The organism is Ferranicluibacter rubi, from assembly GCF_011603255.1.
Lineage (GTDB): Bacteria > Pseudomonadota > Alphaproteobacteria > Rhizobiales > Rhizobiaceae > Ferranicluibacter > Ferranicluibacter rubi.
Genome location: NZ_JAANCM010000017.1, coordinates 20,024 through 42,282 on the forward strand (window position 1 = coordinate 20,024; position 22,259 = coordinate 42,282).

Below are 22,259 nucleotides of genomic sequence, written 5' to 3' on the forward strand. Positions count from 1 at the left end.
AGAAGACTTGGGGCGAGCCGCTCGCTTCAAGAAAATACGTTCAAGATTGTAGCGAAGGTCGTGCCACACGTCTTCTCCCCCCTTGTGGGGGAGATGGCCGGCAGGCCAGAGAGGGTCTTTCTTCCTTTCTACCCCCTCACCTCACCCTCCACACGCACATGCGCCATCTCGAAAATACATCACCACGCCCTATAACCCTGCTGCGGTCGCCATCCGGCGGTCCGGTTCGGGAGGTCTCATGCTCAGGTCGAAACGTCTCTGGCAGGTGGTGCGGCTGTCGCGGCGGTTGTGGGTTCGGGCGACGCTCTATTGTCTTGCGGGGGTTGCGACGGCGCTGGTCGCCATCCTTCTCGGGCCCTTCATTCCGGAGGAGATGACGCAGGCCTTCGGGGCGGATGCGGTGGATCCGATCCTCAGCATCATCGCCTCCAGCATGCTCGCCGTCACCACCTTCTCGCTATCGACACTGGTTGCCGCCAGCGCGGCTGCGGCCAGCGGCGCGACGCCGCGGGCGACGAGCCTGCTGCTTGAGGACACCACCGCCCAGCGGGCGCTCTCGACCTTTCTCGGCACCTTCCTGTTTTCGCTCGTCGGGCTGATTGCGCTGCATGCCGGGCTCTATGGCGGCGGCGGGCGGCTTGTCCTGTTCATCGTCACGCTCGGCGTCATCGCCGTGATCGTGCTGACGCTGTTGCGCTGGATCGACCATCTCTCGACCCTCGGCCGGATCAGCGAGACCATCGACCGGGTGAAGACCGTGGCGATGACGGGCATGCGCGATCATCTCGAAGATCCGCTTCTCGGCGGCGCGCCGCTCGGGCCCATACCATCCGGTGCCGTGCCGGTCTCGCCTGCCAAGGTCGGCTATATCAAGCATATCGACATGCCGCAGTTGCAGGCGCTCGGTGAGGCGGGCGATCTCGAACTGCATCTGGTCGCGCGGGCCGGGGCCTTCTGCTCGCCGGGCACGCCGATGCTCTTCGTTCGGACCCGGGCTGCCGGCGGGCTCGACCCCAAGGTGCAACAGGCTATTCTCGACGCCCTGACCATCGGCCCGCGCCGCACCTTCGAGCAGGACCCCCGCTTCGGCCTGATCGTGCTCGCCGAAATCGCCTCGCGCTCCCTGTCCTCCGCCATCAACGATCCCGGCACGACGATCGACGTCATGACGGCGATGGTCGAGGTGCTCGCCGTGGCGCCGAGAGCGGACCATCTGCGCGGCGCGCCCGCGTTCCCGCGCGTGCATGTGCCGCCTGTGACGCTTCGGGATATGTTCGAGGACGCCTTCCTGCCGATCGCCCGTGACGGCGCCGGCAACCTCGACATCGGCATCCGCCTGCAAAAAAGCCTGCGGGCGCTGGCGGGCCTGCCGGACGGACGCATGCACACCATCGCCCGCGAGACCGCGGTGGCCAGCCTCACACGCGGGCTGGATAGCCTCACCTTCGAGGCGGATCGGGAGCGGCTGAAGCGGGAGGCTTTCGTGGAGGCCTGAGGCTGGTCTCTCCAGACAAAGACTGTCGCGAACCGCCGCCGGCGCGGGACGCCTGATCGCCCTTTCATGCCGAGACCGCCCACCCTATCTAACATTGACGACACCGGTCTTCCGACCGGACCGACGAATAACGGACAAGGCACGGAGCGGAGACGATGATGGAGGCGACGAACAGGACGCGGGCTGAGACGCCGCCGATCCCCTTCGACAACAGCTATGCACGGCTGCCGGCCAGCTTCTTCTCGCGCGTCGATCCGACGCCGGTCGAAGCGCCGGTGCTGATCCGCTTCAACCGGGAATTGGCGGAAGAACTGGGGCTCGATATCGCGCAGCTGGAGGCCGACGGTGCCGCCATCTTTTCCGGCAACACCATCCTTCCCGGTGCAGAGCCGCTGGCCATGGCCTATTCCGGCCACCAGTTCGGCGGGTTCAACCCGCAGCTCGGCGATGGCCGGGCTATTCTTCTGGGAGAGGTGGTGGACCGACATGGACGCCGCCGAGACATTCAGCTGAAGGGTGCCGGCCCTACGCCCTATTCGCGCCGGGGCGACGGGCGCGCGGCGCTTGGGCCCGTGCTCCGCGAATATATCGTCAGCGAGGCGATGCAGGCGCTCGGCCTGCCGACCACGCGGGCGCTGGCCGCCGTCGTCACCGGCGAGCCGGTCTACCGCGAGACTGTCCAGCCCGGCGCGGTGCTGACAAGGGTGGCGGCCAGCCACATCAGGGTGGGTACGTTCCAGTTCCACGCCGCGCGCGACGATCGGGCCGGGGTCAAACGGCTGGCCGACCACGCCATCGCGCGGCATTACCCCGAGCTTGCGAACGACCCGCAGCCCTATCTCGCCTTCCTCTCCGCCTTTGCCGACCGGCAGGCATCGCTGATCGCCCGCTGGCTCTCCATCGGCTTCATCCATGGCGTGATGAACACCGACAATGTCGCGATCTCCGGCGAGACCATCGACTTCGGACCCTGCGCTTTTCTCGATGCCTATGATCCGGCCAAGGTGTTCTCCTCCATCGACCGCAACGGCCGCTATGCCTATGCCGCCCAGCCGGGCATCGGCCAGTGGAACCTCGCGCGACTGGCCGAAACGCTGCTGCCGCTTCTCGACACCGACGAGGAGGCCGCCGTCACCGCCGCCAACGGCGTGCTGAAAGCCTATGGTGAGCGCTTCCAGCACCATTGGCTTGCCGCCATGCGCGCCAAGCTCGGGCTTTCTACAATTGAGGACGGCGATCTCGATCTCGTGCAGGACCTGCTGACGCATATGCATCAGGAAGAGGCGGATTTCACGCTCGCCTTCCGCCGGCTGTCGGATCTTGCGGCCGACCCTTCGACGGAAACCGCATTCACCGCTTTGTTCCGCAACCCCGCCAGCACCAGCCTCTGGCTCGACCGCTGGCGCCGCCGCGTGGAGGCCGAGGGGCGGAGCGCCGAAGACACCGCCGCCGCCATGCGCGCCGTCAACCCCGCCTTCATCCCCCGCAACCACCGGATCGAGCAGGCCATCGTTGCAGCCCAGACGAACGCGGATTTTTCGCCATTCGACGCCCTCATCCGCGTGCTCGCCCGCCCCTATGACGACCAGCCCGACATGGCCCCCTTCGCCGAGCCTCCGGCGCCGGGCGAGGAAGTGCTGCGGACGTTCTGCGGGACGTGAGGGTTGCGAGAGTCTTGCCGTGAGAGCCGTGATCTGCTATGCGTTACTGCTGATATGAGGTGCTGAAATGGCCGTTAAAACGCTGCCGAAGCCCGCCGAGGCTCAGGAAACACACATCGATCGCCTCACCCGCATCGCCGCCGATGCGAAGAGGGAACAAGGCGACACACTCCCGGTGATGACGCGCGACGAAGCACGCGCGTTCTTTTTCAAGACATGATCTGACGCGACGGCCTATCCGGGTTCTTAAAATGACGTTGGAATGCTGAAAGCGAAAACAGACCCCCGAATTGCCGCCAAACCTCTAAAAATCGTTCTATCGCCGCACTTCCGACGAGACCTTTATTTCAAGGGCAAACCGCATCTCGAGGAGCCCTTTCTCGATATTTTCCTCGCGATCCAGAACGGCACGCCTCTTCCGAAATGGGCATACCGCCGTGACATCGATACGACGGACGATGCCCTTCTTCGGCGCGAGGGCATCATGCATCTGCATCTCGGTTCGCAGGGTTCGAACGAGCTTCTGTTCCTTTTGCAGTTCGAAGCGCATGTTACTTTGCTCGAAATCAGCGATCATCGGCATTTTCAGACCGATCCGCCGGGAACGCTGCTCGTGCGGCTTCATGAAGCAAAGGTTGCAGCCTATCACGCACACTTGGCGGAGGAGGAAGCCGCAGCAACCGGCCGCTTAGAACTCGAAGCGGCAAAAAAACGGCATGTGCTGATGAAGGCCGTAAAAGCGGGCATCAAGCCACAAAAGCCTTAAACGATGTTTCTCATTCCCCGCGCATCTACCCTGCGAATGATCGTACACACAACCCCTCCCGCCACCGATTGTGCATTGCGGCATTGACCCGCGCGATGCCTGCCCTAATTTCGCCATAACGGAGCCCGGATCTGCATTCGGCTTCGGCTGCATCATTCCCGAAACCGGGATCGGTTTACGACGGAGATTATGCCGCAACTGCAAAGTGTTGGAACGACCTCAACGCGTCATGCATGGCGCGCGGCGCTCCGATGTCGATATTGACGGGGCGCGCATCGCTGCGCCAGGAGTCTCTTCCATGATCATCTTTACGTCTGTCCTTTTTGCGCTGATCGGACTGGGGCTGACCGGCTTCGGGGCCTGGCTCGCCGTTCTCGGCGGCAGCTGGTACTATGTGCTGGCGGGTCTTGCCTTTCTTGCAACGGCCATCCTTCTCTCGCGCCACCGGTCGTCGGCGCTCACCGTCTATGCGGTGTTCATCGTCGCCACACTTGCCTGGGCGCTGTGGGAAGTCGGCTTCGACTGGTGGCAGCTCGGGCCGCGTGGTGGCGTCGTCATCCTGCTCGGGCTCTGGCTTCTGCTGCCTTCGGTGCGCAAGCCGCTCGGCTTCACCAGCCCGACGGGCCATGTCTACCGTGCCAGCGGCTGGCCGCTCGGCATTGCCGTCGTGCTCTCGGTCGCGGTCGCGCTTTATTCCATGACGCAGGATCCGCTCGACATGGCCGGCGCGCTGCCGACCACGGTTGCCAATGCGACGCCCGCGCTCGGCGGCAACGTGCCGGATGGGGAGTGGCACCAGTATGGCCGCACACAATATGGCCAGCGTTATTCGCCGCTGACGCAGATCACCACGGCCAACGTCTCGGATCTCAAGGAAGTCTGGCGCTACCAGACCGGCGATGTGAAGCTGCCGGAAGATGTGGGCGAGACGACCTATCAGGTCACACCACTGAAGATCGGCGACACGCTCTACGTCTGCACGCCGCACAACTGGGCGATCGCCATCGATGCCGCCACCGGCAAGGAAAAGTGGAAGTTCGACAGCAATTCCGGCATGAACCCGGACCGGCAGCACCAGACCTGCCGCGGCGTCACCTATTATGCGGATGCGGCCGCTGCACCCGGAAGCGCCTGCGCCACCCGCGTCTACCTGCCGACGTCGGATGCCCGCCTGATCGCGCTGGATGCGCAGACCGGCCAGGTCTGTACCGGCTTTGCCGAGCAGGGCACGCTGCGTCTGGAGCAGGGCATGCGCTACCAGCCGGCCGGCTACTACTACTCCACCTCGCCGCCCGTCATCACCGGCAACAAGATCATCATCGGTGGTGCCGTCAACGACAACTACTCGACGCAGTCGCAGTCGGGCGTCATCCGCGCCTTCGACGTCAACACCGGCGCCCTCGTCTGGAACTGGGACTCAGGCAACCCCGACGTCACCACGCCTCTGCCGGAAGGCCAGACCTACACGACCAATTCTCCCAACAGCTGGTCGGTGTTCTCCTATGACGAAGCGCTTGGCCTCGTCTATATCCCGCTCGGCAACCAAGTGCCCGACCAGCTCGGCATGGGCCGCAGCGAGAATGTGGAGCGGTTCTCCTCCTCCATCGTCGCGCTCGACATCAACTCGGGACAGCTGCGCTGGGTTCGCCAGACCGTGCATCACGATCTCTGGGACATGGACGTTCCCGCTCAGCCCGTGCTGCTCGACATCGACGGCCGCCCGGCGCTCGTCGGCCCGACCAAGCAGGGCGATCTCTACGTGCTCGACCGGCGCACCGGCGAGCCAATCATCCCCGTGAAGGAAATCCCCGCGCCGACCGGGGCTATTCCCGAGGACTTCACCTCGCCCACCCAGCCGATCTCCGATCTCACCTTCTCTCCGCCGCCGCTGACGGACAAGAACATGTGGGGCGTGAGCATGTTCGACCAGCTGGCCTGCCGCATCGCATTCGAGCGTCTGAAGTATGACGGGCGCTACACCCCGCCGTCGCTCGAGGGCTCGCTGATCTATCCCGGCAATTTCGGCACCTTCAACTGGGGTTCCGTCGCGGTCGATCCGGAAAAGCAGCTGATGTTCGGCATGCCGACCTACCTCGCCTTCACCTCGCAGCTCGTGCCGCGCAGCCAGATCCCGCCGAAGGGGCAGGATCAGAAGGGCAGCGAACAGGGCCTGAACCGCAATGACGGCGCGCCCTATGGCGTGCTGATGGGGCCGTTCCTCGGGCCGCTCGGCATTCCCTGCCAGGCGCCGCCATGGGGCTATGTCGCCGGCGTGGACCTGAAGACCGGCGAGATCGCCTACAAGCACCGCAACGGCACCGTCTACGACATGACGCCGCTGCCCCTGCCCTTCAAGGTCGGTGTGCCCGGCATCGGCGGCCCGATGATCACCAAGGGCGGCGTCGCCTTCCTCGGTGCGGCCGTCGATAACTACCTGCGCGCCTATGACCTCACGACCGGCCGCGAACTCTGGCGCGGCCGCCTGCCCGCCGGCGGCCAGTCCACCCCCATGACCTACAGCACGGATGACGGCACCCAATACGTCGTCATCGTCGCCGGTGGCCATGGCTCGGTCGGCACCAAGCCGGGGGATTACATCATCGCCTATACGCTGCCGAAGTAAGGGCAGAGGAACGCGTGACGATCGAGCCCGGCCGCGAGAGCGTGCCGGGCTTTTTTGTGGTTGGGACCACGGCCTCCAGCACCAAAACCCGTGACATTCATCTGACACACCTCTAAAATACGGGTGGATCGAACCGCCATCATCGCTTCCACCGGATTTCGGCCCTGAGCCTTCAGCGACAGAGCGGGAGGCGGAGGGCCTTGTGCTCCCCCCTCCATCCACCCCCTGGAGATCCCATGTCGTCAGCACCGCCTTCGCTTGTCCGCAGCATTCTCGTCGATTTCTGGCGGGCGTCGCGGGGGATGCTTTTGCTGGTGTCGGTGCTGACCATGGTGACGGCGGTGGTGGCGGTGGCGGGGCCTTATGTGTTTTCGCGGATGATCGACCGGATGCAGCCGGGCGCGTTGGCGGAGACGGTAGCGCTGGGGCTCGTTGCCTATGCGGTGCTGGTCGGACTTTCGAGCGCGCTGCAGCGGGCGCAGAACTATCTGGCGCATGTCTGTGGTGAGCATCTCGCGCTCATCGTCTCCACCAGCCTGTTCGAGCGTCTGTTGCACAAGACCGCGCCTTTCTTCGTCGAGCACAACCCCGTGGAAATTGAAACGGCCGGGCAGCGCGGGGATCAGGCGCTTGTGACGATGCTGCATCTGACGCTCGGTTACCTCGTCTCCGGCAGCGTGCAGATCGCGCTCAGCCTGGCGCTGATCGGGGCGACCGTCAGTCTGGAGATCGTGGCGGTCTCGGTCCTCTACGGCGCCGCCTTCATCGCCCTGTCGGTGGCCGCCGACCGGCGCAGCACGCGCTATCTGGAGGCTGCTATCGCGGCGGGACAGGAGAATGCCCGCTTCGTCGGCAATGCGCTCACCGGCATGGAGACGCTGCGGCATTTCGGTGCGCATGGGTGGATGCGGAGCCTGTTTTCGCAGAAGGCGGAGGCGGTATTCCGGAACTGGCGGGACTATTCGCTGAGCCGGATCGGCTTTGCCGGGCTTCAGGGGGCGGCGCTGGCGCTGCAGCTCGGCGTGACCTTTCTGATGCTGGTGCCGCGCATGCAGGCGGGCCTTATCTCCGTCGGGGATGTCGTGCTGTTCAACACGCTTCTGCTGGCGCTGAACCAGCCGTTCGAGGCGATCGGCGCGACCATCAACGAGCTTGCCAAGACGCGCGGCAACCTCGCGCCGCTTCAGGCCATCTGGGCGGCACCGGAGGAAGAGACGACGGCCGCCGCCGAAGCCCTGAGGCTTTCGGAGGGTACGCTTCGGTTCGAGGCCGTCGGCTATCGCTACGAGAACGGCCGGGGCGTGGAGAACGTCTCCTTCACGGCGGCGCGCGGCGGCATCACCACGCTGACCGGTGAGACGGGTGCCGGAAAATCCACCGTGTTTCGGCTGGCGCTGAAATCGCTGGAGCCGCAGAGCGGCGAGATCACGATTGACGGCCGTCCGCTGGCCGGGATTGCGCGCGCGACATGGTACGGGCGGATCGGCGTCGTGCCGCAGGATATCCTTCTTCTCAGCGACACGCTGTCGGTCAACATCACGCTGGGGCGGCCGGTCGATGCGCAAAAACTGCGCCGTGTCGCACATCAGGCCGCCATCCTCTCGACCATCGAGGCGCTGCCGGAGGGGTTCGAGACCAGTGTGGGCGAGCGCGGCCTGAAGCTATCGGGCGGCGAGCGGCAGCGGATCGCCATTGCCCGCGCGCTCTATGGCGATCCGGACATCCTGTTTCTCGACGAAGCAAGCTCGGCGCTGGATGCCGCCACCGAACGGGAAATCCTCAACGGGCTACGGCAGCTCGCGGATCGGGTGACGGTGATCGCCATCACCCACCGCACGGGCATGATAGAGCCCGGCGACACGGTGGTCCGCATCGGGCCGGAGGCTGGCGGGCCATAAGCGTGGTGGTTGCGTCGAGGCTGGAAAGCCGGGCTCCGTTCGCCTATCTTTGGTTAAAGCGGCCCTCACCTGCCGCACGGAGAACAGCCCCATGTATTCGATCGGCGATCTGTCGCGGCGCACCGGCGTGAAGGTGCCCACCATCCGCTATTACGAGCAGGCGGGGCTGATCGCGCCGGCCGAGCGGACGGAGGGCAACCAGCGGCGCTATGAGCGCCAGGCGCTCGACCGTCTCGCCTTCATCCGCCACGGTCGCGATCTCGGCCTGTCGATCGAGGCGATCCGCGACCTGATCGACCTCAGCGACCACCCGGAAAAGCCGTGTGCCCGTGCGGATGCCATCGCCGTCGAGCATCTTTCCGCCGTGCGGGCGAAGATCGCGCAGTTGCAGCGGCTGGAGCACGAGCTGGAGCGGATCGTCTCCCATTGCGCCGGCCATACGGTGGAGGATTGCTATGTCATACGCGCGCTTTCCGATCACACGCTCTGCGACGGCGACCATGCGCGGCCGCTGGAGGATATGCTGGTTCCCGGGCGGTCATGATCGGCCGGTTGACATGCTTCTTAAAAGGGATCATGCATGGCACATGATCACGACCGCAACCCGTGCCCGCTGGTATTTTACGCTGCATTCATAGATGCGGCTGTCTGATCACGTTCAACAAGCCGCCGCCAGGCGGCTTTTGTTTTGGACGGTGCCTGGGGCGGATCAGCTTCAGGAAACCTCGATGCCCACCTTGTCTTCTCCGCTTGCCATCCCCCTGGCCAACCCTCCGGCATCCCCGCTCGCCGGCGGCGCGCTGGACTTGCCCGCCGCTGCGCCCAGCCGGGCACCGCTGGTGACGATCCGTTCCGCGCGGCCGAGCGATATCGCCACGCTCTGCGAGATGATCACCGAGCTTGCCGCGCATCACGGCGATGCCGCGCCGCTCGACGCGGACACGCTGGAGCGCGACCTGTTCGGCCCGGTGCCGTGGATCACGGCGCTCGTGGCCGAGGCCGGCGGGGCGCTGATCGGCTACGCCATTCTCGTGCCGCTCTACAGGGCGCAACTCGGCGTGCGCGGCATGGACCTGCACCATCTCTTCGTGCGCGACGCCCATCGCGGCACCGGCATCGGCCGCCATCTCGTGGCCAAAGCCCGCGAAGAAGCCCGCCGCGCCGGCTGCACCTACCTCTCCGTCAGCGCCGCCACGGGCAACGTCAAGGCGCACCGGTTCTACGAGCAGCAGGACTTCACGGCGGGTCCGGTGACGGGCATGCGGTATGTGCAGGCTTTGCGGTAGGGGGTTGATGTCAGCGGATCAGCACGATGTCGCAGGCCAGGTCCAGTCGAGACCAGACCTTGTCGGCCGTAACGGCGCGTGCATTTTCCTTGATCGCCAATGCGAGACAGGCTCTGTCGGCGAAGGAAAGGCCAAGGGCACGGCTTTGAATACGAAGCCCTGCCGCCGCCGAGGCGCTTTCGGCATCAAAGGCCACGACGGTAAGGCCGAGGCGGTCGAGCAGGAAGAAAGCGTCTTCTGCGCTCAAGCCTCTGTCGATCAGTTTGGCGGCGGCTTCCGAATAGTTGACCGCGGAAACGCGACCGCCTGAGAGATAGGTCTTCGCGCGCTCTGCGCCAATTTCGGCAAACGCCATGGCAAGCAAAGCCGAGGCGTCGAATACCGCGCCGCTCATTCAGATGCTGCTTCGGCCCGCCGTTCGGCGATCAACTCGTCGGAGACCAAGCCACCACCCGTGTTCAGGCCTTTGAGCCTGTTTTGCATGGCCTGAAGTGCCGCCAAGGGGGATATAATCCGAAGCTCGCCATCGACGACGGAAAGGGTCGCCCGGCCATCGGAGTCCAGCATCATCGTCCGCAGAACGTCTTTCGGAATGACCACGTGTCCCTCAGGGCTGATCGTGATCGGACGGAAGCCGAGCGACCGGAGCCCCTGTTCTGCCGCCTGATCATCGGTAGCCTGCTCGTCTGCCTGGGCAAAATAGGCCTTCTTCCACAGGGAATGTTGCGTCGCCCCCGTGTGCGGATTGCCGCCTTCCGCCACATAGATATCGACCACCTCGCGACTGCTCGGGATACTGCCATGCTTCTTGGTCAGCTCATCGCAAATTTCCCAAATCCGCGCTTTTTGCGACCCTGGTCGGACATCGCGAAACAACATTGTCATCGCTATTTACCTCCATATGACTTTTGTTGATTTTGTCGTTTATTTCGAAAAAATCAACAAATTTCTGCTTCTGGAGAAATTTTTGTTCAACGCTCCCCACTACCGCGCCGGCACGGCCTTCAGATAGGCGGCGATCGCTTCGCGGTCGGCGGCGGGGAGTTTGGCGATGTTCTGCTGGACCTCGACCATGGACCCGCCGGCGCTGTCGAAATCCGGGGTGAAGCCGGTTTCGAGGTAGTTGGCGATGTCGGCTTCCGTCCAGTCGCCGATGGTCTTCGAGCCGGGCGTGATGTTGGGGATCTGGCCCTCGCCTTCCGGGTTCGGCGCGCCGGCGAGCCAGAGGTCGGTCTGGAAGCCGCCGAGCGCGTTGCGCGGCGTGTGGCATTCGCCGCAATGGCCCGGGCCTTCCACGAGATACTGCCCGCGCACCAGCTTGGCATTCGCTTGGTCGACCGGCACGCGCGGCTTGTCGCTGTAGAACAGCAGCTTCCAGCCGCCGAGCGACGCCCGGATATTATAGGGGAACGGGAGATCATGCGGCGGGGCGACATTGGGGCTCTTCGGCAGGGTCTTGATGTAGCCGAAGAGGTCGTTGACGTCCTTCGGGGTCAGCCGGGCGTAGGAACCATAGGGGAAGGACGGATAGAGATGCTGGCCGTCCGGGCCGACGCCGCGCGTCATGGCATCGCCGAACTGGGCGAGCGTCCAGCGGCCGATGCCGGCGGTGTCGTCGGGGGAGATATTGGGGACGTGGAAGGTGCCGAAGGGGCTTTTCAGGGGTAGTCCGCCGGTCAGCACCAGCTTGGCATCGCCCTGCGCGCCGGGGGCCGCGTGACAGCTGGTGCAGCCGCCGGCCCAGAACACCTGTTCGCCATGGCTGAGATCCGGCGCGCGCAGCCCTTCCCAATGTGCGGCCGGCCAGGGCTCGGGCTTGGTGGCAAACCACGCGCCGCCTGCCACCACGATGCCGAGGAAAAGGACGGTCGAGACGAATTTGCGCGCGCGACGGGCCATGCGGCAGGTCCTTGTTGTCAGCGGCTGTCAGGTTCACTCTCAACCGGAAAAGCGCTCGTTCTGTCTGTTTTCGTCGGTCTTTTCGGGGTAACCGGTTCCGCCTATCCCTGACAAACCCCAGGGCGCCGGGCGGTAGGGATCGACCCTGACCACCAGGCCGGTGGCGTCCCGCGCGGGCGCGGAATGCCATGGTCTGCCGGGGCATGGGTGAAGCTGGTCCCGGTCTACCGCTTACTTCTTGACGCGGTAGACCTGATGACAGTCGCCGCAATGGGGGCCGAGCTTGCCGAGCGCGGCACCCACGCCTGCCGGATCGGCCGGGAGCTGCGCCAGCAGCATATCGGCATCCGCGCCGAGGCTTGCAGCCTTGGCATCGAAGTCGGCCTTGTTCTCCCAGATCTTCGGGCTCGCCTCGGAATTGGCCTCCGACCCCGCCGGGAACTGATCCGGAAAGGCCTTGATGCTGGTGCTGATCGCGGTCAGCGATGTCTTGACCACCTCGGCATCGTAAGGCTTCTGGCCCTTGGCGATGGCCGAGAGCGCGCCCATGGAGCCGCCGATCTTCTTCATCAGGCCTTCGCGCACCTCTTGCGGCTCGGCCGCCGTCACCGCACCGGCGGCAAGGCCTGCCAGCGCTGCGGCGAGAAACAGGGTTCTCAGTTTCATGGGAGTCCTCTCTGGTGGCGACGCCCGTTGCGGGCGCCCGTTCCGACAGACATGGCCGATTCCTGCCGAAAATCCGGTCATTTCGTCGCAGGCATCTTGGCATCTTCCGGTCGCGTTGAAAGTAAAATTTTCGCGACATTTCGGGGGCGGAACAGGCGATGGACAGGTTGTCAGGGGCGCAGGGTTTTCGACAGCGCGGGCCACTCCGCCATCAGCGCATCGCGCGTCAGCACGCCTGGCGAGGTCTTCGTCTTTTCCCGCGTGCGGATCAGCCGGGCAAAGACCACGGCCTTGTCCTTCGCCTCATTCGGCTCGGCCCAGCCGACATACCAGCCCCAGCCATGGGCATAGTCGAAGCTGCGATCGGCATTGCGCGGAAAGGCAGCCCCGGTCTTGCCGTGGATCGTCCAGTCGCCGACGGCGCGGCTTTCCACGATGCGCTTCGTCTTCTCGATCGCCTCGGGCCCGACCGGCAGCGTGGCGTTGACGAGGCCGCGCAGGAACGCGACCTGCTCGCGCGGCGAGACCTGCAGCGACGAGGCAATCCAGGCGCGCTCCAACCCGTTGTCGAAACCCGGATCGCCGGAGAGGTCGGCATTGCCGTACTGAAAACTCTTGAGATAGCGCTCCGGCGTCTCGCGGCCGAGATCGCGCGTGATGCGCTGGGAGTACCAGACGACGGAATAGCGCATCCAGTCGGCCGGGTTCGTATCCCGCAGCCAGTTGGCGCCGCCCCAGTCCGGGTCGCCCTTCTGGTAGGAAAGAACGGGCGTCGCCTCGTCCTTAAGGAAGCCGGTGTCGTAGCCGATCAGCGCCAGCGGGATCTTGAAGGTGGAGGCCGGCGTCGTGCGGGCGGCGCAGTCGCCCTCCTCGATCAGCACCTTGCCGGTGGCGGCATCGAGCATGATGGTGCAGGTGACCTCGACATCGCTAGCCGCGAAAGCGGCGGTGGCGGCGAAAGAGGCAGTGGAGGAGAGTGCGAACAGGCCGAAGGCGAGAGCAAGAGGACGCAAGCCGGTTTTCCTTTCAGGATGGGACGGTGCCCGCACCATCCGGGGAAACAGGGCATCATTGCGGCGGGAACAGCGGTGCATTCCGCAGACTTTCAAGATTCCCCGCTTACTTTCCCGTCCTTAGAACCCGGCTTTCCTCCCGCCCGAAACCCTCGATCTCCAGCCGGTCTTTGTAGAGGCTGACAATCGCAAAGGCGTTCTGGTCGAGCGTATCGACCATGCCGCGGAAGGTGATGTAGTGCGTGCCATCGCGTGTGACGGTGTTGCCGGCGTGGTTGTGGCCGCAGAGCCAGGCGCGCACGTTCGGGTAGGTCTTGAGCATGTCGAGCAGGCGCTGCGCGTCCCAGAGGTCATGCGCGTTTTCAGGGGCAACCGGGTAGTGGCAGAGAATGACGACCGGCTCGCCGTCGTCGCGGGCATGGTCCAGCACCTCGGCAAGCCAGGTGAATTGGGCTTCACTCAATCCGCCGTTCCAGCGCTGGGCATTGATGGCGCCCGCCGCCGTCAGCGCCTGCAGCCGGGCCTTCGCCTGCTCGCGGCGCGGATGGCCTTTCGGCACGGCAAACAGGCTGACTTCGCTGCCATCGAGAATGACGAGGCGATGCCCGGCGACGAGGAGATCATGATACTGCGCCGGCATGCCGAGGCGGCGGTGCACATCGCTCAGATGCTCCGGCGCCACCGCGAAATCATGATTGCCGGGCAGGAACAAGGCCTTGTGCCGCAGACGCCGATAGACCGCCAGCGCCGGATCGAAGCTTTCCCAGTCCCGGTCGATCAGATCGCCGAGCGTGACCACGGCATCGAGGTCGCACCCGTTGAACACGTCGATCGCCTCCTCCAGCTTGCCGAGCGACTGGCGGAAATGACGGTCGAGCGCGAGGTTCGGCTCGAGATCGGCATATTGCGGATCGGCGATGATGCCGAGGCGGAGGACGGGGTTTTCGGTCATGGGGGCCACCTAGCGCCGATGGATGACATAGGGATGACAGCGCATCGGTGAGGCAGGCGAGGCCTCCGTTCAGGCTATCCTTTGAGCGTGCCCTGGTGAAACAACATCTGCCATTTCACTCCGTCATATTTCCAGACGGAACTCCTCAGGACACGACGCATCGAACCAGCACCGGACAAGCGCTCCGTCTCATAGGTGAGAAGGACGGCATCGCCCGATATGCGCGTCAAAGTGTAATTCGACGTTCGAAGGTCACCTTCATTGCCCCCGCTCTCCTGCGCAAGAAGGTCGATCACGGTTGGACGGTCGTAAACCGTGCCGGATGCGCCGAACTCTATAAAGCCCTCCGCAAGCAGACGCTCCACGGCCCCTCTGGAACGTCTGATCTCAGGCCTATGAAGAGCCTCTTCAAGCGCTTTGATCTCCTGAAGGCTCGGCACTTCGGTCAAGGCTCTTACCTCCACGACGCCCCCTCCAGGATTCACGCAAGATGCGCAGTAAAAAAGCGGGACCCGAAGGCCCCGCTTTTCCCAATTCCGAGCCTGATCAGGCTGCCTTTTCGTAAAGCTCCAGGACGTAGTCCCAGTTGATCAGGTTGTCGATGAAGGCTTCGAGGTACTTGGGGCGGGCGTTGCGGTAGTCGATGTAGTAGGAGTGTTCCCATACGTCGACGCCCAGCACCGGGGTCGCGCCGTGGACCAGCGGGTTTTCGCCGTTCGGGGTCTTGGCGATCTGCAGCTTGCCGTCCTTGACGGCGAGCCAGGCCCAGCCCGAGCCGAACTGGCCGACGCCGGCCGCGATGAAGTCGGCCTTGAACTTGTCGTAGCCGCCGAGGTCGGACTTGATGGCCGCTTCGAGCTTGCCCGGCAGCGAGGTGCCGCCGCCACCCTTCTTCATCCACTTCCAGAAGTGGAGGTGGTTGTAATGCTGGCCGGCATTGTTGAAGAGCGGCTGGTTGGTGCCGTAGGACTTCTTGACGATCTCTTCGAGCGAGAGATCGGCAAGGCCTGCCTCTTCCGCCAGCTTGTTGCCGGCCGTCACATAGGCCTGATGGTGCTTGTCGTGATGATATTCCAGCGTTTCGCGCGACATGAAGGGCGCAAGTGCATCGTAGTCATACGGCAGCGGGGGAAGTTCGAAAGCCATGGCGGTTCTCCTCTTGGCATCGGAATTCATTCACGAAATCGTCAGGGGAACATAGGCACCCCGACCACGCGAGGCAACCGGCGCCATCGCTAAATTCACCTCGCCTTGTGAAATGGTTTTCTCTCGCGCCCGCTTCACGACTGCGTCATCACACTTGCGCCAGCACGATGGAGGTCGCGTGCGCACGAAGGCCGGCCTTCATTTCGCCCGTTTCTTAAGCCCCTGTTAAGACTTTCGAAACCAAGGGAATTCTCCATGGCGCTTGGCGCTTCGCATCGATTGCAGGACGGCATCGAGGCCGTCGAAACCATGACGCGTTTCGCGCTGGCCGTGCTGGCGCTCGCCTCCGGCGTCTATACCTATCTGGGCGTGCGCTCGATCCTCGACGGGTCGGCGACGGCGGTGTTCTTCGCCGCGATGATCTATTCCTGTGCCGTGTCCGTCGCGATCTATGCCTTCTGGACCTATATGGCGCGGTTCTATCCGCATGTGACGAGCCGTTCGGGCCGTACCGGCATGCTTGGCATCATGGCGCTCGGCTGCGTCATGATCATCGCCATGGCGAGCTGGCTGAATGCGGCGGCCCTTGCCGGCTCCGCCGCCGTCGAGCAGCATTTGGCCGAGACGATCGAGGACTACACGGCCGATCTCGACAAGGCGCACCAGAACGCGCTCGCCGCGCAGAGCCTGCTGCCCGATATCCAGCGCACCTCCGAGCGGTTCCAGCGCCTTTCGGATCAGGAACAGCGGAGCGGCGCGCTGACCGGCACCACAGGTGCGGGCAGCGTCGTGCAGCTTCTGGCGCAGATGGCGGCGCAGTTGCGCGAGCTTCAGGCCGGCATCGCGGCCTCGCGCGACCGGGTGGAAACGCTCTTCACCGAGGGTCAGGGCCGCATCTCCACCATGCGGGGGCTCCTGTCCTCCCCCGGCGCCATCGAGCCGCGGGCGGATGCGTTTTCCACGGAAGCCGTGGCGCTGACGGGCACGATCACCGCGCTCGAACAGACCTCCATCGCCGGCTCGGTCAAGCGCGCGGCCGACGACCTGTCGCTCGGATTCATTGCGCCGGTGGCAAGCGGGCTGGAGCCCGACCTCATCAACCGGCAGGATCAGGTGATCGCGACAATTCGCACCTCGGTCGCCGCCCAGTCGAAGGTGCTCTCGGATGCCGCAGCCGAAATCCTGAAGCGTCCGCCGGTGGAAGAACGCCGCTTCGTGCCGCTGTCGGCGGCGGCTGCCGTGCTCGTCTATGCCTCGGACTTCATTCCGAGCTGGGCCGGTGCGATCTCCATCGACCTTCTGCCGGCCGTGCTCGTGTTCATGCTGGCCATCGCCCACGCATCGCTCCGCCGTCAGGAAGAAAGCATGCCCTTTGCCGCCCGCATCACCGCAGCCGAGCTGCTGGCGGCGATGGAGGTGCAGCAGGCGCTGGTCCGTAGCGGCGTGGATATCGAGGCGATGGCACGCCGGGAGGCCGTGCCGGGTGCGGACGGCATTGCCGACGAGCCCTCCAACATCACCAGCCTCGACCTGCCGCCGAAGAGCGCACGCATAGGGCCGCAGGGCAAGGCACCCCAGGCATGAGGCCGACGGCAGGCGGCGCCATAAACGCCCTGACGCGCTTTTCCGCGAAGGTGGACGACGGCCAGATGATGCGCGCCTTCTTCTATATCCTGCTCGCGGCGGCCCTCATCTTCGTCGTCATCGATTTTCGGGAGATCGCGGGACAGAACGCGGCCGCCGCCCTCGATCCGGCAAACCCGATGAGCGAGCCGGTCCTGCCCCCGGCGCTCACCACCGGCGAGCCGGAGGATGCACCGGGCGAGGTGACGACTGACGCGGAAACCCTGAAGCAGGCCATCCGCTTCGAACTGCAGCCCGGCGGCGTGATGCTCGCCAAGGGCGCGATCGACCCCGGGGCCGCCGCACGCTTTGCCGCGGAAATCGAGGCGCGCGGGGAATATGTGAAGGTGGTGCAGCTGGATTCGCCCGGCGGCTCCGTTAGCGATGCGCTGGCCATGTCGAAGCTGATCCGCGATCGGCAGTTGAACACGATCGTGGAAAAGGGCGCGCTCTGCGCCTCCTCCTGCCCCATCGTTCTCTCGGGCGGGGTGGAGCGGACGGTGGCCGAGGGCGCCGTCGTCGGTGTGCACCAGATCTTCAACGGCACGCGCGAAAAGCTCTCGCCGGACATGGCGATGTCCGAAGCCCAGCGCACCACCGCCACCATCACCCGCCACCTCGACGCCATGGGCATCAAGCCCGGGCTGTGGCAACGCGCGATGGAAACGCCACCGGACCGGCTGGCGTATCTGAGCGTCAAGGAGATGCGGGAGGTTGGGTTGACGCGTGGGGCGGAGGGTGTGCGTTAGCCGTTGGGTGCGTCGGTGGGTGTGGCTGCCCCTCATCCGGCTGCCGCCACCTTCTCCCCGCCAAGCGGGGAGAAGGGACCTGGGGCGCGGCTTCTGCCCCTATCATCAACCTTCAAGAAACAAGCGAGCGCTCGCGGCGTGTCCCTTCGCCCCGCCTGCGGGGAGAAGGTGGCGGCAGCCGGATGAGGGGCGGCTCCGCGCTAGAGGCGACACATCGCCTTAAAAATCCGACCCATTCCCATGCGCCCAGTCCATATAGACCTCCAGCGCCTTCTTCGCCACCGGCCCCACCTGAAGCTGGCGGTCGTCGAGCCTGATGACGGGGACGATCTTGGAGTAGTTGCCGGAGGTGAAAATCTCGTCGGCGGACAGGAAATCCTCGACCGTGAGCGTCGTTTCGCGCACGTCGAGGCCGGCGCGGCGCAGGAGGTGGAGGACGCGGGAGCGGGTGATGCCGGCGAGGAAGGTGCCGTTGGCGAGCGGGGTGAAGACGACGCCGTCCTTGACCATGAAGATGTTGGACGAGGCGGTTTCCGCGACGTTGCCGTTCATGTCCTTCGCCAGCGCATTGTCGAAGCCGCGGGCGCGGGCCTCCAGAATCATGCGGCCGGAATTGGGGTAGAGGCTGCCGGTCTTGGCCGTGGTCACCGCGACCTCCGGGCTCGGGCGGCGATAGGGCGAGACGGTGAGCGAGGACGGCTCGGCCGTGTTCATCGGCGCCTCGAACAGGCAGAGCGCAAAGCGCGTGGACGTGGGGTCGGCGGCGACGACGGAGCCCGGCATGCCGTGTTCGGCCCAGTACATCGGCTTGATGTAGACGGCGGTCTGTCCGTCGAACTTCTTCACGCCCTCCCAGGCGAGCCCTTCGATATCATCCGCCGTCACGACCGGCTCCAGGCCGAGCGCCAGGGCCGAACGGTTGACGCGCTGGCAGTGGAGGTCGAGATCCGGCGCGATGCCGTCGAACCAGCGGGCGCCGTCGAACACGGTGGTGCCGAGCCACATGGCGTGCGAGGTCGGCCCGATCAGCGGCGGATTGCCCGTCACCCACTCGCCATCGACGAAGGTCCAGGTGGTGCTGCGCGGTGACGTGTCGACGGCCATGATGCTTTCCTTGCTTGTCGTCTCGTGATGGATGTCGGGCCCGGTCTGTTGGTCCGCGCTGACATGTTCGACCTGTCTTGTCGCATAGCCGGAAAACGGAGAACAGGGGTGAATGGATCGATCAAAACTTCTGATCGACCGGATTTCAGGGCTTTGCCGGGTTACCCTGTTTGCGCTAGGCACACGGGAACACAACCCTCAAACCTCGCGGAGACCACCATGCGCGCCATGTATTTCGACACGTTCGGGAAGACGCCGGACATCCGCGATGTGCCCGACGCGGAACCGAGCGATGGCGGCGTGGTGGTGAAGGTGGAGGCGACGGGGCTGTGCCGGAGCGACTGGCACGGCTGGATGGGCCATGATGCCGACATCCGCTTGCCGCATGTGCCCGGCCACGAGCTGGCGGGAACGGTGGTGGCCACGGGACGCGGCGTGATGCGTTATAAGACTGGCGACCGGGTGACGGTGCCCTTCGTCTCCGGCTGCGGGCGCTGCTCGGAGTGCCATTCGGGCAACCAGCAGGTCTGCCCCAACCAGTTCCAGCCGGGTTTCACCCATTGGGGCTCGTTTGCCGAATATGTCGCGATCGACTTTGCCGACGAGAACCTCGTGCTCCTGCCCGACGAGATCGACGCGGCGACGGCGGCGAGCCTCGGCTGCCGGTTTGCGACCGCTTTCCGGGCGATCGTCGATCAGGGCCGGGTGCGCGGCGGCGAGTGGGTGGCCGTGCATGGTGCCGGCGGCGTCGGGCTCTCCGCCGTCATGATCGCCTCTGCCATGGGCGCGAACGTGATCGCGATCGACATTGCCGACACCAAGCTGTCCTTTGCCCGCGAGATCGGCGCGGTCCACACCATCAACGCCACGCAGACGGGCGATGTCGCCGAGGCCGTGCGCGAGATCACCGGCGGCGGCGCGCATCTCTCGATCGACGCGCTCGGCTCGCCCGTCACCTGCTTCAACTCCATCCGCAACCTGCGCCGGCGCGGCCGCCACGTGCAGGTGGGGCTGATGCTCGGCGACCATGCCGCACCGCAGATCCCCATGGCGCAGGTCATCGGGCACGAACTGGAGATCTATGGCAGCCACGGCATGCAGGCCTGGCGCTACGAGGCGATGCTGGCGCTGGTGGCATCGGGCAAGCTCAGCCCCCAGAAGCTGATCGGCCGGCATCTGTCGCTGGAGGAGGCCGTGCCCGCGCTGACCACGATGGACACCGCCACCGACCTCGGCATCAGCGTCATCACGACGTTCTGAGGCGACCTCGTCAACCTGGCCTGTCCATGGTTTCGGCGGGAACACTTTGCTCGATCCCGTTTCGGCTGCTAATTTCGCGGGCGGGGCAGACAGAGAATCACGAGGTGGACCATGGCACGCGCAGCGCAGAAGCCGGACGAGGACGTCGTTTTTTCGCCGGTGCTGCTTCCCAATCCCGGCCATGCGAACGGCTGGCCGCTGGCGCTGATGGTGAGTTCGCAGACGGAGGCGCGGCACAATCGCGCCAGCTGGGCGCCGACCCATCTCATCTCCATCCGCGCGCCGGACACCAAGCTCCTGTCGATGATCGACCTGCCGGAGGAGAAGCACCTGCAGCTGATCTTCGGTGACACGATGGACCCGGAAGAGCGTGACGCGGCACGACCCCAGGCCATCGCGGAGACCTTCGCCTTCGTCGACGGCCTGCCGACTGACGCGCGGCTGCTCGTCCACTGCCTGCGCGGCATCGGCCGCTCGACGGCGCTGACGCTCGGCATTCTCGCGCGCTACATGGACCCCGAGGCCGCTGCCGCCGCGCTGCATGCCTTGCGGCCGGATGCCAAGCCGAACCGGCATGTCGTCGGCCTCTGCGATTCAGCGCTCGGGCTGAAGGGCAAGCTGGCCAAACAGGCGCTGCGCTTTCCGGCAAAGGTCTGGAAACCGGCAAAGGGATGAGTATGACCTGGTCGGCGGCGCAATATGTGAAGTTCGAGGACGAGCGGACGCGGCCGGCGCGCGATCTGCTGGCGCAGGTGCCCGAGGTGCGGCAAGGCCCGCTGTTCGACATCGGCTGCGGGCCCGGCAATTCGACCGAACTGGTGGCCGCGCGCTTTGCCGGTGCGCTCCTCACGGGCGTCGACAGCGATGCGGACATGCTGGCTGCGGCCCGACAGCGCCTGCCGGACATTCCCTTCGTTCAGGGCGACCTTACCGAGTGGCATCCGGGCGAACCGCCGGCGCTGCTCTTTGCCAATGCCGTGCTGCAATGGATGCCCGACCCGGCGGCCAGCATCGCCCGGCTGGCCGGCATGCTCGCGCCCGGCGGGGTGCTGGCGGTGCAGGTGCCGGACAATCTGGACGAGCCGACGCACCGGGCCATGCGCGAGATCGCGGCCGAACCGGCCTTTGCCGATGCCTATGAAGCGGGCCTGCCGAACCGGAACAGCCTTCCCGCGCCTTTCCGCCTGATCGACCTCCTGTCGCCGCTCTGCGCCCGCGTGGATGTGTGGCACACGATCTATTATCACCGGCTCGACGGGCCCGAGGCCATCGTCGAATGGGTGAAGGGCACGGGCTTGCGTCCCTATCTCGCGCCGCTGTCCGAGGAACGGCGGCAGGCGTTTCTCGGCCGCTATCTAGAGCGCGTCCGCGCCGAATACCCGCCGCTAGCCGACGGGCAGGTGCTGTTGCGCTTCCCCAGGTTGTTTCTGGTCGCGGTGCGCAAGGAAACCGTGCCGGCATGAGCGGCAGAGCGATCGGGCCCTGCCCTCATACAGAACCCGGGCATGAAAAAGACCGCTGAAATGCGAAAGCGCTTGCTTGCCCTGCCGGCCCGCTTCACAACAGAACAGGTCAATTTTTCCAAAACGCATCCTGATCCATGATGGCATGTCTCGTCTTTCCCCTTTTTCCGCACGGCGCCCCGGCACCGGTCGCGGGCGTGTGCCGGGGGGGCTAAGACATGGGACAGTCCAGACAACCGGATTCCCCCTCCGTCGTCCTGGTGGTGGAGGATGAGCCGCTGCTACGGATGATGGCAGTGGACCTGATCGAGGACGCCGGCTTTACGGTGGTGGAAGCCAGCAGTGCCGACGAGGCCGTGCATCTTCTGGAGACCCGGCTCGACATCCGCATCGTCTTTACCGACATCGACATGCCCGGCAGCATGGACGGCCTGAAGCTTGCCGCCGCCATCCGCGATCGCTGGCCGCCGATCGAGATCATCATCACCTCCGGCGCCGTGACCAATGCGGCAGCCCAGCTGCCGGACCGGGCCGTCTTCTTCCCCAAGCCCTACGACCACACCCGGCTGCTTTCGACGCTGCAGGGTTTTGCGGACCTGCCGTCGCTGCCGGGGTTGTGACGGGCAAGCCCTGCCCGGACGGCCGGCAAACTGCC

23 protein-coding genes are annotated in these 22,259 nt (G+C 65.2%); 14 read left to right on the forward strand and 9 right to left on the reverse strand.

Annotated elements, in window-relative coordinates; translation table 11 throughout:
* Positions 1-238: 238 nt before the first annotated feature.
* The 8 genes from G8E10_RS23275 (at position 239) to G8E10_RS23310 (ending at position 9,729) form a co-directional block, all read left to right on the forward strand.
* Complete coding sequence (locus tag G8E10_RS23275) at positions 239-1,495, forward strand: DUF2254 domain-containing protein (RefSeq protein WP_167130861.1); 1,257 nt, start codon at positions 239-241, stop codon at positions 1,493-1,495.
* Between the two features lie 158 nt (positions 1,496-1,653).
* Complete coding sequence (locus G8E10_RS23280) at positions 1,654-3,156, forward strand: protein adenylyltransferase SelO (protein WP_281517781.1); 1,503 nt, start codon at positions 1,654-1,656, stop codon at positions 3,154-3,156.
* Between the two features lie 67 nt (positions 3,157-3,223).
* Positions 3,224-3,376 carry a hypothetical protein gene (locus G8E10_RS23285; RefSeq protein ID WP_167130863.1) on the forward strand — a complete coding sequence of 51 codons (153 nt, stop codon included), beginning with the start codon at positions 3,224-3,226 and terminating at the stop codon, positions 3,374-3,376.
* Positions 3,377-3,418: 42 nt separating this feature from the next.
* A complete protein-coding gene (locus tag G8E10_RS23290; protein WP_167130864.1) occupies positions 3,419-3,922 on the forward strand; it encodes a hypothetical protein in 504 nt (167 codons plus the stop codon).
* Positions 3,923-4,220: 298 nt separating this feature from the next.
* Positions 4,221-6,545 carry a glucose/quinate/shikimate family membrane-bound PQQ-dependent dehydrogenase gene (locus G8E10_RS23295; RefSeq protein WP_167130865.1) on the forward strand — a complete coding sequence of 775 codons (2,325 nt, stop codon included), beginning with the start codon at positions 4,221-4,223 and terminating at the stop codon, positions 6,543-6,545.
* 236 nt (positions 6,546-6,781) lie between these two features.
* On the forward strand, positions 6,782-8,443 hold the full coding sequence (locus tag G8E10_RS23300) for an ABC transporter ATP-binding protein (RefSeq protein ID WP_167130866.1): 1,662 nt from the start codon (positions 6,782-6,784) through the stop codon (positions 8,441-8,443).
* A 91-nt stretch (positions 8,444-8,534) separates the two neighbouring features.
* The gene (locus G8E10_RS23305; RefSeq protein WP_110799799.1) at positions 8,535-8,987 is read left to right on the forward strand and encodes a MerR family transcriptional regulator; all 453 of its coding nucleotides are present in this window, start codon (positions 8,535-8,537) and stop codon (positions 8,985-8,987) included.
* Between the two features lie 184 nt (positions 8,988-9,171).
* The gene (locus G8E10_RS23310; RefSeq protein WP_167130867.1) at positions 9,172-9,729 is read left to right on the forward strand and encodes a GNAT family N-acetyltransferase; all 558 of its coding nucleotides are present in this window, start codon (positions 9,172-9,174) and stop codon (positions 9,727-9,729) included.
* 10 nt (positions 9,730-9,739) lie between these two features.
* On the opposite strand, the gene G8E10_RS23315 is transcribed toward G8E10_RS23310, so the two are convergent.
* The 8 genes from G8E10_RS23315 to G8E10_RS23350 all read right to left on the reverse strand — a co-directional run bounded on the left by G8E10_RS23315 (position 9,740) and on the right by G8E10_RS23350 (position 15,405).
* Positions 9,740-10,123: a type II toxin-antitoxin system VapC family toxin gene (locus tag G8E10_RS23315; RefSeq protein WP_167130868.1), complete on the reverse strand. Its 384-nt coding sequence runs from the start codon at positions 10,121-10,123 to the stop codon at positions 9,740-9,742.
* Positions 10,120-10,608, reverse strand: coding sequence for a hypothetical protein (locus G8E10_RS23320; RefSeq protein WP_167130869.1), 489 nt, complete (start codon positions 10,606-10,608; stop codon positions 10,120-10,122). Before G8E10_RS23320 ends, G8E10_RS23315 begins: the two co-directional genes overlap by 4 nt.
* Before the next feature lie 105 nt (positions 10,609-10,713).
* On the reverse strand, positions 10,714-11,628 hold the full coding sequence (locus G8E10_RS23325; protein ID WP_167130870.1) for a cytochrome c: 915 nt from the start codon (positions 11,626-11,628) through the stop codon (positions 10,714-10,716).
* 231 nt (positions 11,629-11,859) lie between these two features.
* The gene (locus tag G8E10_RS23330; RefSeq protein WP_110799804.1) at positions 11,860-12,294 is read right to left on the reverse strand and encodes a c-type cytochrome; all 435 of its coding nucleotides are present in this window, start codon (positions 12,292-12,294) and stop codon (positions 11,860-11,862) included.
* Between the two features lie 170 nt (positions 12,295-12,464).
* A complete protein-coding gene (gene blaOXA, locus G8E10_RS23335; protein WP_281517773.1) occupies positions 12,465-13,307 on the reverse strand; it encodes a class D beta-lactamase in 843 nt (280 codons plus the stop codon).
* A gap of 106 nt (positions 13,308-13,413) precedes the next feature.
* Positions 13,414-14,259, reverse strand: a complete 846-nt coding sequence (locus G8E10_RS23340) for a metallophosphoesterase (protein WP_167130871.1) — start codon at positions 14,257-14,259, stop codon at positions 13,414-13,416.
* Positions 14,260-14,333: 74 nt separating this feature from the next.
* On the reverse strand, positions 14,334-14,699 hold the full coding sequence (locus G8E10_RS23345) for a nuclear transport factor 2 family protein (RefSeq protein WP_343289869.1): 366 nt from the start codon (positions 14,697-14,699) through the stop codon (positions 14,334-14,336).
* 106 nt (positions 14,700-14,805) lie between these two features.
* Entirely contained in the window at positions 14,806-15,405 is a 600-nt protein-coding gene (locus G8E10_RS23350; protein WP_110726611.1) for a superoxide dismutase, read from the reverse strand.
* 255 nt (positions 15,406-15,660) lie between these two features.
* Between G8E10_RS23350 and G8E10_RS23355 the strand changes: the two genes are divergently transcribed.
* Together G8E10_RS23355 and G8E10_RS23360 are read left to right on the forward strand one after the other, a co-directional pair.
* A complete protein-coding gene (locus G8E10_RS23355; RefSeq protein ID WP_167130873.1) occupies positions 15,661-16,989 on the forward strand; it encodes a hypothetical protein in 1,329 nt (442 codons plus the stop codon).
* Positions 16,986-17,777 carry a COG3904 family protein gene (locus G8E10_RS23360; RefSeq protein WP_167130874.1) on the forward strand — a complete coding sequence of 264 codons (792 nt, stop codon included), beginning with the start codon at positions 16,986-16,988 and terminating at the stop codon, positions 17,775-17,777. Before G8E10_RS23355 ends, G8E10_RS23360 begins: the two co-directional genes overlap by 4 nt.
* A 219-nt stretch (positions 17,778-17,996) precedes the next feature.
* Here the strand turns inward: G8E10_RS23360 and G8E10_RS23365 are convergent, their stop codons facing one another.
* The gene (locus tag G8E10_RS23365) at positions 17,997-18,881 is read right to left on the reverse strand and encodes a branched-chain amino acid aminotransferase (protein ID WP_110799809.1); all 885 of its coding nucleotides are present in this window, start codon (positions 18,879-18,881) and stop codon (positions 17,997-17,999) included.
* Between the two features lie 219 nt (positions 18,882-19,100).
* Between G8E10_RS23365 and G8E10_RS23370 the strand changes: the two genes are divergently transcribed.
* The 4 genes from G8E10_RS23370 (at position 19,101) to G8E10_RS23385 (ending at position 22,224) form a co-directional block, all read left to right on the forward strand.
* Positions 19,101-20,141 (forward strand): zinc-dependent alcohol dehydrogenase family protein, encoded by a 1,041-nt coding sequence (locus G8E10_RS23370; protein WP_132663648.1) that lies wholly within the window; start codon positions 19,101-19,103, stop codon positions 20,139-20,141.
* Between the two features lie 111 nt (positions 20,142-20,252).
* Positions 20,253-20,816, forward strand: coding sequence for a phosphatase (locus G8E10_RS23375; RefSeq protein ID WP_167130875.1), 564 nt, complete (start codon positions 20,253-20,255; stop codon positions 20,814-20,816).
* 2 nt (positions 20,817-20,818) lie between these two features.
* Complete coding sequence (gene tam / locus G8E10_RS23380) at positions 20,819-21,604, forward strand: trans-aconitate 2-methyltransferase (RefSeq protein WP_167130896.1); 786 nt, start codon at positions 20,819-20,821, stop codon at positions 21,602-21,604.
* A 218-nt stretch (positions 21,605-21,822) separates the two neighbouring features.
* Complete coding sequence (locus G8E10_RS23385) at positions 21,823-22,224, forward strand: response regulator (protein ID WP_110799813.1); 402 nt, start codon at positions 21,823-21,825, stop codon at positions 22,222-22,224.
* Positions 22,225-22,259: the final 35 nt, after the last annotated feature.